Annotated in this window: 8 protein-coding genes; 4 read left to right on the top strand and 4 right to left on the bottom strand. The window is 67.9% G+C overall.

Annotated features, from left to right (window positions below):
* Window positions 1–185: 185 nt before the first annotated feature.
* The 3 genes from F1C10_RS14555 to F1C10_RS14545 form a co-directional block, all read right to left on the bottom strand.
* Entirely contained in the window at window positions 186–3,761 is a 3,576-nt protein-coding gene (locus F1C10_RS14555) for a hypothetical protein (protein WP_185207254.1), read from the bottom strand.
* Between the two features lie 77 nt (window positions 3,762–3,838).
* On the bottom strand, window positions 3,839–5,152 hold the full coding sequence (locus tag F1C10_RS14550; RefSeq protein ID WP_258042952.1) for a surface lipoprotein assembly modifier: 1,314 nt from the start codon (window positions 5,150–5,152) through the stop codon (window positions 3,839–3,841).
* A 211-nt stretch (window positions 5,153–5,363) separates the two neighbouring features.
* Window positions 5,364–6,155 carry a hypothetical protein gene (locus F1C10_RS14545; RefSeq protein ID WP_185207252.1) on the bottom strand — a complete coding sequence of 264 codons (792 nt, stop codon included), beginning with the start codon at window positions 6,153–6,155 and terminating at the stop codon, window positions 5,364–5,366.
* Window positions 6,156–6,377: 222 nt separating this feature from the next.
* On the opposite strand from F1C10_RS14545, the gene F1C10_RS14540 reads away from it, so the two are divergent.
* From F1C10_RS14540 to F1C10_RS14530, 3 genes are read left to right on the top strand one after another with little or no spacing between them, the layout of a single operon-like run.
* The gene (locus tag F1C10_RS14540) at window positions 6,378–7,064 is read left to right on the top strand and encodes a response regulator transcription factor (RefSeq protein ID WP_185207250.1); all 687 of its coding nucleotides are present in this window, start codon (window positions 6,378–6,380) and stop codon (window positions 7,062–7,064) included.
* Window positions 7,065–7,078: 14 nt separating this feature from the next.
* Window positions 7,079–8,428, top strand: a complete 1,350-nt coding sequence (locus F1C10_RS14535) for a HAMP domain-containing sensor histidine kinase (RefSeq protein WP_185207248.1) — start codon at window positions 7,079–7,081, stop codon at window positions 8,426–8,428.
* Window positions 8,428–8,979, top strand: a complete 552-nt coding sequence (locus F1C10_RS14530; protein WP_185207246.1) for a hypothetical protein — start codon at window positions 8,428–8,430, stop codon at window positions 8,977–8,979. Before F1C10_RS14535 ends, F1C10_RS14530 begins: the two co-directional genes overlap by 1 nt.
* Before the next feature lie 188 nt (window positions 8,980–9,167).
* Here F1C10_RS14530 and F1C10_RS14525 read toward each other — a convergent pair whose 3' ends face one another.
* The gene (locus F1C10_RS14525; protein WP_185207244.1) at window positions 9,168–9,575 is read right to left on the bottom strand and encodes a hypothetical protein; all 408 of its coding nucleotides are present in this window, start codon (window positions 9,573–9,575) and stop codon (window positions 9,168–9,170) included.
* 76 nt (window positions 9,576–9,651) lie between these two features.
* Between F1C10_RS14525 and F1C10_RS14520 the strand changes: the two genes are divergently transcribed.
* Entirely contained in the window at window positions 9,652–12,558 is a 2,907-nt protein-coding gene (locus F1C10_RS14520) for a CHAT domain-containing protein (protein WP_185207242.1), read from the top strand.
* Window positions 12,559–12,825: the final 267 nt, after the last annotated feature.

Below are 12,825 nucleotides of genomic sequence, written 5' to 3'. Positions count from 1 at the left end.
GCCTTTTGGGAACGTCCACGGAACCTTGCCCCCACACCTGAACAAACGTCACCTTCTCGCGATTACTCTTCGGAAAGCGGACAGGCGGCTTACCACCAAGACGGCTTGTCGCGGACAACGCCATGCCGATTGCCAAGCCAGGGTCCCGCGTTTCACAGGTATGGAGAAACGGGGCGTGACCTATTTTACGGATTCTTTGTGAAGGCTGCCGCACCGCTGACCTCGCGACCGCTGGGGCCGGGAAGGAAGTGATACACCAGTCCTCCATGCGTGCCACCGGCTCCTGCCAGAAAGCCGCGGACCTCGGCGAAGCAGTTGGTCCCCGTGCAGCCATTGCCGTTGACGAGCGGACCTTCGCCGGTGCGGAAGCTGGAATCGAATCGGTTATCCTGGAGCAGCGCGACACTCGGTGCGGCCAGTCCGCCGCGCGAGGCGACCGAGTAGCGGTCACCGCCGAACTGGACAGACAGGTCGTAGCCGACCTTCATCGCGCGGAAATCGACCGCCAGCGATCCCGCGGTTAGTGCCCCCGGCGCGACAGCACCGTCGGACGACGTCGGCTTGGTGGCGCCGGCAAGCGCGTAGCTGGCGGTACCGGTGGTCGGCAAGTTAGTGGCGGACCTGCCCCAGACGATGTGCTGACCACTATTCTCCGGCAAGGTCGTGTTGGCGCCGCTGGCGAACGTCGAGTCCGTGGTCCCGCCCGACCAGCGAGTCCAGCCGATCGCGCCGGCGAGGCCACCGAACTCGTGGTCAGTGTTGGTCCCCCGCTTGTTTTGGCGGATCTGTTCCAGCCGTCCGTCCGCCGCAGCAATCGCCTGCGTGCCGACGCTGGAGCCGTTGAGGCTGGAGAAGGGACCATGGCCGGCCAGGTCGACCGATCCGGTCGGTGCGCCGGTTGGCGCCGGCGTCGGCGCCACGACCGGAGTCAGGTCTCGCGCGCTCTGTTTGAACACCGCCGCGCCCGTCAGGAATGCGGCGGCCCCCGACAAGGTGTAGGTACCGGCGATGACGTGCCCGTCGGCGCCGCTGCCGACCATGTTGGGGGTGAACCGGCAGCCGTCGGCGCACCGGCTGTCGGTGCTGGTTACCCCTGCCTGGCCGAACAGGTAGAAGCCGGTGGCGGCCACCCCACCGGTCATCGAAGGCTGCGTGAGACCGCCCGTACTGGCGATGGCGTAGCGCTGCTCCTGGCTGGCCGCGGTCGCGGTCAGCAGCGCCTCGATCCCGTATTTCAGCTGGGTGCCGAACTGGACTGCGATGGTGCCGGTCAGGGATGCGTCGGTGACTGCCGATCCATCGTGATACGACGGCGTCGTAAAGCTCGCGACTTGGTAGCGGGCGGTGCCGCGGTTGCCGGTGAACGGCACGACGCTAGTGCCGAAGGCGAAATGCAGGCTCTCGGTCGGCGACAGCGTCTGCGTGTTCTCCAAACCCTGCGACGTCGTGATGAAGGTGCCGTCGGTGTAGCGGCCGGTCACCCAGCCGTCCCCCTTGGCGGCGTCGACCAGCCGTGCGGTGCCGACCCGCTGAGCGCCGCGAAAGCCGCGTGGGTAGCCTGCGGCATCGACCTCGATCTCGACCATGCCCGCGTCGCCGCCGCCGACGATGGCGGTGCCGGCGCGACCGAGGTAGGCGCCCGCGTAGGTCGCTTTGGTGATCGGCTGTGTCTCCGGCTGAGGTTGGGGCTGGACAACGGCGGCCCCGGGGGTGAACACCGCCGCGCCGGTCAGGATCTGGCCGCGCTGCCGCGCCGAATAGATGCCGAGCGTGCCCGCCACGACGTCGGCGTCCGCGCCGCTGGCGATCAGGTTGGGTGAGAGGAAGCAATTATCCTGGCATCGGCGGTCGGTGGTAGTGACTGGCGTGCTGCCGTTGTCGAGACGGAGCATGTCGTTGTCCCGCCGTATAGCCAGCGACGGGGCAGCGAGGCCGCCCGCACTTTCAAACTCGTAACGCTGCGCCGTGCCGGCGGCGGTGGTGGTGAGGACGCCGGCGATGCCGAACCTGGGCGTGGCACCGAACGCGATCGCCAGTTCGGCGGTGAGCGCCGATGCGGTCACCGCCGAACCGTCGAAATAGCTCGGTGTCGTGCTCGCCGTGAGGCCGTAGCTCGCGGTGCCGCTTGTGCGCGTGACCGGGGCCACGGACGTCGCATAGCCGAAGTGGATGCTCTCGTTCGGCGATAGAGTGTATTCGACCGGACCGCTGCTGAAGGTCGTGCGGACCTTGCCGTCGGTGTAGCGGCCGATCACCCAGCGGTCACCCTGGCGTTCTTCGACAAGGCGGGCGGTGTCGATCCGGGTGAGCCCGTCGAAAGTGCGCGGATGGCCTTCGGTATCGATTCCGACATCGGAGAGCCCGAGGTCGTTCGAGAAGGTCTGCCCGCCCGAGAAGCCGTACAGACGACCAGCGTAGCGCGCCTGCGGCAGCACCGGCTCGGCCGGGCCCGGCGTCGTGCCGCCGCCGGTTGTCGGCAACGTCCCGATGCTCCCGCCGGCCTGAAGATGCGCGTAGAAGGTGAGGAGCCGCTCGGCCGCGGCCGGATCGACGCCGGCTGGAAGGCCGACCGTTCGCAAATATTCGAGATAGGCCGCGATCAGCGCGGACGACGCGCCGGTGAAGCTCTCCGCAGCGCCGCCGGTGGCAAGATAGGCGAGATAGCGGTCGATCACGTCCACCCCGGTGCTGGCGGCGGGCGAACCCCCGGCCGCCTGAAGCTGCTGGAACGCTGCGATCTGCGCGCGGCGACCGGCGTCGTAGGTGTCGCTCAACCCGAGCGAACGGACGTAGTTCTCGTAGGCGGCGACCGCCTGGGGGCTGAGGCCGCCGTCAGCCGCGCCGGTGGCGAGCCGTTGGATATAACCAGAATAGGCGTTGCCGATCGCGGCATCGTTGAAACCCGCCGAGTTACCGCCGGCCGCAAGGACGCGCGCATAGGCGTCGATGATCGCCTGCTGCTGGCGGTTGACCCCGGCCAGCCCATCCGCCGCAAAGTAACCGAGATAGGCGTTGGCGAGGCCGGCGGGCACCGCGCCGCTCGTGCCGTTCCTCAGCGCGGTCAGATACTGCTCCAACGTACCACCTGCGAGCCCGGCGCTGAACTCGCCGGGCGTGCCGCCGGCGCGCAGATAGGCGAGATTCACGTCTGCGGTCGCGCGCGACACCGCGTCGAAGTCGAAGCCGAGCGGCGCATCGCGTCTCCCGAGCGCCTGCGCCAGCACCTGAGCCGGCGTACCGGTTGCGAACACCGGCAGCAGCGGGTTCTCCGTCTCCGCCATGGGCCGTGCGTCGCTCACGGCTGGCGCCGACGACACCGGCTGCGCGCCGGCCGTAACCACCGACACCGCGCGCGAGGCAGTCGCGGAGAACGCGTCACCGGCCGCGAAGCGGCGGGTGACGCCGCTCGTCTCGATCGATAGCGTTCCGCTCAGCGCCCGGCCAGTCAAGTCGCCGCCAGCGACGCCCAGGCTGGCTGCGCCGCCCGCGGGCAGCGTCACGCGCGCACCGTTCGGCGCCGAGATTTGCATCAGGGCGCGGCCCGCGCGGGCGGTGAACTTCCCTTGCGCCACGCGTAGCGCCACATCCTCCAGCGCGACGGAAGCGTCACCGACGAACGACACCACGCCGCCATCGTCGGTAGCGATCTGGGTGATGCCGCCGCGAACGTCGATCTGCCCCGACCACGGCCCACTGACGATGGCGCGCCCGTCTACGCCGGCGCCGGTGCTGAAGAGCACGGTCTGCGCGGCGGCAGGCATTGCGAGCGCGAGTGTCGAGACCCCGGTGACGAGGGCAAGAACGCGTGAGCGAGCGAGGGTCATAGACAGATCCTTCATCAGAACTCGGCGCGCAGGCCGAACGAGGCCGTGACGCGGCGATAGTCGTAAAGGTCGAGGTTGCTGACGTTGCGGCTCCAGCCGATCCGCGGCCGTGCGGAAATGCCGGACGCGAGCACGACGCGCAGGCCAAGCGAGGCGTCGATCTGCGTGTCGTTCCGCCCGCGCAGGAACAGCGGATCGGCGCCCGCATAGTCGCGGTGCTCGACGCTGGCGCTGCCGGTCAGCGCCACGGTGCGCGACAACGGCCGTTCAAGCCCCACTTGCAGGCCGATGAACTCATTCGACAGGTGTCGCGCCGGACGGTTCGTAGTGCGCTCGGTGCCGCCGTTCAGCGTCGCGGATACCGTGCGCCCGACATAGCTAGCGCTAACGCCGACGCGGTCGGCGTCGCGCAACCGATCGCCGCGGTACTCGAGCCGGGTGTAGCTCGCACTGATCGACAGCGCTTGCCCGCCCGATAGCCGGTGGGTGTATTGGCCAATCGCGCCGTAGCTGGCCCGGTATGGATCATGCCCCAGCCAGAACTGCTGCACCTGCGCTGCCAGCGAAACGACGTCGCGGTTGGCGAGCGTTTTGCCGATCCCTGCAGTGCCTGTGATCGCCGCCTGATCGAAATCGCGATCGTCGACATTTTCGCGCGCGAATCCCAGCGCTGAGGCAAAAACGCGGGTCTGGCGCGATAGCCCGTACTGCGCGCTGAGCCCGGCCTGGAGCTGGCCGAACCCGGCATCGATCCGCCGCGCAGCGCCGCCCAACGTTGCCGGGCCGAGGAACGCGAACGCCGGCAGCGTTATCGTGCCAAGCGCCGTCGCCTGGTTGATGTTGCTGTCATACCCGCCCTCGGCATCGACGAAGCCGCTCAGCGTGCTGCCGCCGCCGGCGATCTGGCGATCATAGCCGCGGACCATCCGGTCGAACCGCTGGCGCACAGGATCGGGCAGCGACGGGTCGGCGACGACCGTGTCGAACTCGGCACGGGCAGTGTCGATATCGCCTGCCATGGCATAGACCCGCGCGATTTCGGCGCGCGCTTGTGCGTTGCCCGGCTGGCGGGCGAGCACTCGCTGGAACGCCGGCAGCGCGACGCCCGGAAGCCCGGCATCGGCGGCGGCGAGGCCCAGCGCATAGTCATAGTCGGGGTCGCCCGCGCGTTGCGCCTCCAGTGGCAGCAGGAGGGCGACGGCCTCGCTCGCTTTGCCGGCTTGGTGGAGCGCCAATGCCCGCACCACCACGTCGTCGGTTTGCGCCGATGCCGCAGCCGGCGTGCCGAGGCACGCCGTTGCGGCGAGCAGCCATATCACCTGCGTCACTGCTGACTTCCCTTTTCTTCCGCGAGGACCGGTCTGCCGGTCCCCTCATCGGCGGATCGCCGGAGCGTTCGGGCACGATGCCGGCGTGAATTGAGCTGCCAGCCCATGCCGGTTCCGACCGGTCCGCCGATCAATCCCTTGTCGTGGCACCGCTGCGCCGCGTGGCGCCGCGCGATGAGCGTCCGGCGCATCGCGCGGCGGAGCACCCAATCTATTTGCAGCCCTTCGCCTGGTAGAGCGCGCCCAGATAGGTCAGCCGGGCCTGCGCAGCGCTGCCGGCCGGCGCAGCGGCGACCGCCGCTACCGGCGCCGGCTTCTTCTTCTTGAACAACCCGCCCATCATGCCGCCGATCAGCTTACCGCCGGGGATGTTCTTGGCGAGCTGGTTGCCGACCATGTCACCCGCGACCGAGCTAGCGGCGTCCTGGACATTGCCGCCATTGGCTGCGACCTGCTGGAGTGCGGCAACGCTGCCGATCGCTGCGGTCGCGGCACCGCGGCTGACCCCACCGCGCGCGGCCAGCGCCTGGACGTTGCCGAGCTGCTGGGCGTTCTGCTGCGCCTGGTACGCGCGACCAGCCTCATCCAGCGGCGATAGTACGGCGGTATAAACCGGGGTCGTGGTTAGCGCGGTGGGGGCCTGTGCCGTAGCGAACTGCTGCGCGGCGCGCGCCATCTCGACGCCGAGTGCCGAGCATCCCATCGATGCGTCGTCCTGCGCCGTCAGGACCGGGGCGGGGGTAGCCGAGACGGCCTGCTGCGCCGAGGCCGCGGGTGCGGTTGTCAGGGCGCTGGCGGCGATCATGCCGGCGAGAATACGATGATACGACATCTTCTTTGTCTTCTTCTCGAGTGCGATGGTTAGTGGGCGCCAGACGATGGCGATCGGGGTGCCCGCGTGGGTAAATGACGGATGGCGCGTGCCATCGCTGCCGCCGGCGGGCCGATCGATCGAACGATGCCGGACAAGCGGCGACGCCGCGTAAAACAGATGATCGATCATGACTTTCTCCCCGCCGCGCCGATGCTGCGACCTTGTCGTCAAGGTCGCCGGACGGGGTCACGCGCGCCAGTGACAAAGCCTGTTATTCGGGGTGAGGCGGCTAGCGGCGGCGGACCTAACAGTGTTTGTCACTGGTGCCGGGCGCCCCACCAGGCGAGCCGGATTGCGGCGCTTGAGCCCTACGACGATCGGTGCGTAGTATCGCGTGGGGGGGCAAGGCCGATGAGCAAGCTCAATCTGTTGTACATCGAGGATGACCGGGTTGCCGCGAGCGGAGTCCTGGCGCTCGCGGCGTCGGAGGGCGACAGGGTGATCTGGGAGGACAACGGCGCCGCCGGCCTGCGCCGCGCGTCGGCTGAACCTTTCGATGTTATCATCCTAGACCGGATGCTCCCGGACACCGACGGGATCGCAGTGACACGGCGGCTGCGCGAGGCGGGAATCGACGTTCCAATCCTGATCTTATCGGCGCTCGGCCGGTCACAGGACCGATGCGAGGGGATCGAGGCGGGCGCGGACGACTATCTGTCAAAGCCCTATCAAACCGAGGAACTGATCGTCCGCATCCGCGCGCTGCACCGCCGTGCAGGGCGGCGGACGCACAGCGCGGTGCTGATCCACGGCGCGTTCGAGTGTCACCTGAAAGCGCGCACCGCATTCCGCGACAACCGCTACATCGCCCTGAGCCCCAAGGAGTTCGAGCTGTTCCGCTACTTCATGGAAAATGCTGGGTATGCGGTGACCCGCGAAATGCTGCTGCGCGACGTGTGGAACATGAATTTCGATCCCCAGACCAACGTCGTCGATGTTAACATCGGCCGGCTTCGTCGCAAGCTGGAAGAGGGTTTCTCGGGACCGGCACTGGAGACGATCTGGGGTGTCGGGTACCGATTGACCGAGGGGCAGTGACGCCTGGGGCGGTGATGGAAGCTGTTCCAGCCTGGACGCGATCGCTTGTTGTCCGGTCGGCGCTGTGGGTAGCGCTGATCGCGGTGGTTGCAACGGTCGCGCTGTATGTAGTGGTCCATTCCAGCGTCACGGGGAGCCTGCGCGCTGGGCTGGCAGCCGGCACCGACGCCGACCTAGCTGGGCTCGCTGACATCTATGCCACCAGCGGACGCACCGAGCTCATCGCGCGTATCGCGGACCGTGAATTGCCGATCGCGCGTGACGGACGCCAACCGCATTACCGACTGTTCATCGACGGTCGTAAGGTCGCGGGTGACCTCGCCGCGGACCTGCCACTTGCAGCAGCGCAATCGGCCTTGGGAACTGTGGTGCTCGGGGGAGGGCGAACCGGCTATGCGCGGACGACCATGCTGGGGCCAGGCGTCGAGCTATTGGTAGCGCGTGAGGACGCCCCGGAGCGCGCGACTCTGAGGCGGCTAGCGCTGGCTTTCGCGGCTGGCGCTGCGGCGATTGTAGCGGCGGTGCTGCTGCTCGCCACCTGGCGTGCGCGCGTGCTCCAGCGGCGGATCGCGCGTGTTAACCGGGCCTATCGCGCTGCCGGGACTGCCGAGGTCACAGCACTTATCGGCGACCGTAGCACCGACGAGATCGGCGAGCTCACTCGCCAGAGCGGCCGCGCTCTGGCCCGGCTGGAGGCGCTTGTCGAAGCACAGCGCCATGTAACCGACCAGATCGCGCACGAGATCCGCACCCCTCTCCTTCACCTGGAAACCCGGCTTAAGCGGCTGCCGCGCGCGCCCAGCGAGGAGCAGGTCTCCGAAACGGTCGGCCTGGTAAGTCGCGACGTGCGCGGCATCACGGCCCTCCTCGAATCGCTACTCGACATCGCCGCGACGGAAGCGGCGCGCGGCGACCGCGAGGGCCTACGACCCTTCGATCTGGCGCAGCTCGTGGGCGACCTTGCCGAGGTGTATCGCGGTAGCATGGAGGAGGCGGACCTCGCCTTTCACGTCGCGATCCACCCGGGTGCGCGGCTGGTCGGCGACCCGCCTCAGATCGGGCGGCTGTTGGCCAACCTGCTCGACAACGCGATTAAGTACGTGCCTGCGGGCGGAGAGGTGGTGCTGGAAGTAGCGGCGGACGGGCGAGTGACAGTCGCCGACAACGGGCCGGGAATTCCCGCCGATCGGGTAGAACGGGTGTTCGAGCGCTTCGGCCGGGCGCCGTCGGCAGCCGGCATCGCGGGACACGGGCTAGGCCTCGCGCTGGCGCGCGCGATTGCGCTGCGACACGACCTATCGCTAACTCTGGAGCCGAGCGGGCGCGGATGCCGGTTCTCCCTGTCGCCCGAGGAGAGACCATGATGCGCAAGTGTTTAGTAATGACGGGACTTGCGGCGCTGGCGGGCTTGGCAGCGGCGGAGACGCCGGAAACGGAGCTGACCTCAACCAGGGTGGCGAACCTGCTCGCCGCCGCCGACGCCGCTACTGTCGGTGGCGGGTCACGCAGCCGCGTCCTGCTGGCGCCGCTGCTCGACGCGCTGGTCCGGCTCGGCGCGCATCCGGCGGCGGGAAGTGATGCGGTTGAGGAATGGCGCGGCGTCTCGGGAGTGCGATCGGAAGCTGGGCCGGCCTGGCGCGGCCGGGTGCTCGGCCCCGCCTACCATCGCGGTGTACTGGCGCCGGCGGCCTCGTTCAGGACCGAGCAGCTGTTCCTCGCCGGCAAGCGCGCGCAGGTTTCGGTGGCGACCAGCCCGCGCACACCGGCGAGGATGACGGTGTTGGGAAGCGGCGCCGAGGCGTGCGCGACCCCGGTGAGTGAGTGCGCCTGGTGGCCGACCTTCACTGAGCGTTACACCATTACCGTTGAGAATAAGGGGACAGCATCGATCCGCTACTATGTGGTGATGGATTGATGCCTCACTTGCTTGCCAGGTATTGGCGCCGGCCCTGTCTTGCTTCGCGCGATCAGGTTCTGCTGCGGTCTGCGACTGGCGTGGGTCACGTCAGCCATGATGTCCCCCGCCATGCTCTTTTTTTCTGCCGGCAAACGGAACAGGTGCTGACGGCGGCAACGGGTGGCCCTGACGAGCGGCACGGGAACCTATTGGTGCTTCGCCTCGCAGGCCGCGACCCAGCGCGCGTCGTAGTCGACGGCGAACGGCTGGCCATAGCGGACTCCTTGCGTCTCGATCCGGATTACACGCTCGCCCATCGGCCTGAACGCCGAGCGGCTCCAGCCGACGCCTTCGCAAGTCGCGAATACCACCTCTTCGCCGCGATCGCCTGCGATCAACTCGTGAGCGCAGCGCGCCGCCGGCATTCCGGTACGCAGCAGCGCGGCGCGATCGTATGCGCAGATCGTAGCGGCGCCTGGAACGTCGAGGGGAGTGAGGCGCCAGCGGTCCGAATCCCGCGGGCTGCCGAACAGCGGCTCGGCCTCGACGATGTTGAAGAGGAACAGCCCGCACCCGAAGACAAACCCCGCCAGCACACGCGCGCAGAACCTCATCGTCTTCTCCTTCGCCGCGCTAGCTATCAGGAGAGTTCCCGTTCAGGGATGACAATGGCCGTTAGTGGAGCGAACAATGCGTAACGGTTGGCGGCGGATCACTCTCGCCGGAGCCGTGGCTGCGTCGCTTGCGGCAGGCCCTGCAGCGGCGACCTGCACGCGGACCGCGCCGAGCATCCAACCTCTGATCGGGGACGCATCAACCGCCGAGCGTTTCCGCATTTTGTCGTTGCGAAGCACCTTCGGGCAACCGGTCAGCAAGGAGGAATGGCGCTCGCTGCTAGTGGCGATGCGCGCCGACCCGGCGACGCCCACGGCGCAGTTGGCGTCGGTCATGGCGCGGCTGGCCAACCTCCTCGACGGGGCGCCGGAGATGACGGAGGCGCTGCAGATCGCGCAGGAGGCGGAGACGCTGACCGCCACCGACTCGGATCGCTTCCCCGAACGGTGGATGATCCTGACCAACCTGTCCTATGCGAAAACCAATAAGGGGATGCCCGGACCCGGTCTCTCGCACGCACAAGCGGCGATGGCGCTCGCCGAAGCGCGTTTCGGTGCGGAGAGCTGGGAACGGGCGACGGCGGCGACGGCGGCGGGCTGGGCGACCTATGCGGTCGGCGATTACGAGGGGTTCGCCCGCTACAGCGGGTTAGCGAACGATCTGGCGAAGAGGTGCCTGCCGACGACCGACCCGCGGATCGCCACGGCGATGAGCAATCATGCGATTGGATTAATCTATACCGGCCGGGTTGAGGAATCAGTAGCGGTTCGCTTCGCGTCGGTCGAATGGGGGATGGCAAATTTGTCTGAGACCCGTCCGGACGAGGCGGCGACACTCGCCCTTTTGTTCGACGGCTTGGCGACCAACCTGCTCAACACCGGCCGCTACGCCGAGGCCGAGGTCGTGTTCCGGCGGGCACTGGATTTAGAGTCGCGCTTAGATTCGGACAGTCTGAAGCTCCGTGCCAACACCTTGGGCAAGTTCGGCAGCACCCTTGGTAGAATAGGCCGCACTGACGCGGCCGAAGCGCTGTGGCTGCAATCCTACACGCTGTTTGGGAAAATCGCGGGGGACCAGGGCAACCCGGTCGAGGCCGCCAGTCCGATGCGCCGCGCTGCCAATGTCGCGCTGGCGCGAGGTGAGGTTACGCTGGCGCTGAAACGTCGCCGGCTGGCGCTCACCAGCATGCAATCGGCCGCAGCCGATCATCCTGAGCGAGCAGCAGCCGAACTGGAATTAGCCGACACGCTGCTCCAAGCCGGTGACCTTGCGGAGGCGGCGCGCGTCGCTCGTGGCGCGATCCTGGCTATCCGCGCCAAGCTGACTGAAAGCGACCAGCGCCGGATTGCGGGCGAGATGATCCACGCCGTGGTTCTCGCGAAAACCGAGGGTGCCGAGGCGGGTTACCAGCTGGCGCTGCCGATCGCGCGGCGGCTGGAAAGCAAGGTGCTAGACACCGCCAGCTCGCGCGGCGACCTCATCAGCTACGCGCCGGTGCTGGGCTATGCCAGCGCTGCTTTTGTGGCACTCGCTTTGGAAGCGGGGCACGACGAGGATGCATTTCGCGCGCTCCAGCTTACCAACCTCTCAACACTGGCGCTCGCCAGCCACGACCGCGCGACGGCGCTCGCAAGGCGCGATCCCGGGCAGGCGGCGCTGGTCGCCACGCTGCAGGAAGCGGTGCGGGTGCGACGGGTTCGGGAACGGGCGCGCAGCGCCGCACTGGGACGCGGCGACAAGGTAGCGGTAGCCGCAGTAGCAACCGAGATCGCGGCGCTTGACGCCACGATCTCGCGCGCCAGCGCGGACCTTGACCGGCTTTTCCCGGAGTTCCGTGCGGAGGCGCGACCGGCGCCGGTGTCGCTCGCCGACTTTCGGGCTCGTCTGCAGCCGGGCGAGGTGCTGGTCGCGCCGATCACCCTGGAACTGGAGCGCGGCACCATCACTGTGACGGTAACCCGCGACGGACTGAGCTGGAGCCGTAGCGAGGTTCCCGCCGGCACGGTCGCCTCACTCGTAGAGCGCCTGCGCGCGAGCGTGGAGGCGGGGCCCGAGCGCGCCTTCGACCTGGCAGCGTCGCAGGCGCTTTACGCCACATTGATCCCGCCGGCACTGCGACCAGTACTGCGCCGCAACGCGTCGCTCCTCTACTACGCCACCGGGCCGCTCGCCACTGTGCCGCCGGCACTGCTCAGCGCGGGAAGGCGAGGACGTATGCAGACCTGGCTGATCGACACCCATAATGTCCGCGTCATGCCAACGCTGGCGCAGGCGCCCGCGAAGCCGCTCGCGCCGCGCCGACGCTTTCTCGGGGTCGGTGCTCCTCACCTGCCCACATTTACCGTGTCGCGGGGCGCCGGCTTCGCCGTTCGCGGTGGCACGATCGAGGGTGGCGCGCTGATTGATCTGCCGCCGCTACCGCTCGCCGTTGCAGAATTGGAACGGATGCGCCGCGCGCTCGGCGGCTTGGACGACGTGGTGCTGACTGGCGCTGACGCAACCGAGGCAGCGGTCGAGCAGCAGCCACTCGAGCGCTTTGGCACCATCGCCTTCGCTACCCACGGCCTGCGCGCAGGCGAGGTGAGCGGCCTTGGCGAACCGGCGCTAGTGCTGACTCCGGAGCCGGGCGAGAAAGTCGGATTGTTAACAGCGTCGGAGATTGCGGCGCTGCGACTCGACGCGGATTGGGTGATCCTGTCCGCGTGCAACAGTGCCGCAGGAGGTGAGCAGGGCGCCCCGGCGTACAGCGGCCTAGCGACCGCATTTGTCCTCGCGGGAGCACGCTCGCTTCTCGTGTCGCACTGGCCGATCCGCGACGACGCGGCCGCAAGAATAACAGTAGACACGCTGAAGGCGACCCGTACTGGTCGCCACCGCGCGGCGGCGCTAAGAGATGCGATGCTGGCGTTGCGCCGCGATCGCAGCGTGCCTGCGCATGACCATCCGTCGATCTGGGCGCCATTCGTCTTGGTGGAGCGCTGACCGTGTCGCTACGGCTCTCCCAGACTTCCGAATAACCTGTTTAAATGGCCCTCGTGCATTGCCCGCTCGACGCCCCTGTTTGTGCATTACGCGTTCGCCGTTTGGCATCGCTGCCGCTGGAGTAACGATAAAAAAAGATGCTTGTCCGGCCTAAGCTCACAGAAACGAAGGACGTTCTAGATCACCGAAAGGCGTTTAAGCCCCTCTCCCCCCTGAACGAACGGCTAGCAATTGCTGGCTGCGACCCGAAAGCAGACAGTCCGCTAT

Source organism: Sphingomonas sp. NBWT7 (assembly GCF_014217605.1).
GTDB lineage: Bacteria > Pseudomonadota > Alphaproteobacteria > Sphingomonadales > Sphingomonadaceae > Sphingomonas.
The sequence above is the reverse complement of the archived record's forward strand: the minus strand, read 5'-3'. Positions and strand labels throughout refer to the sequence as shown.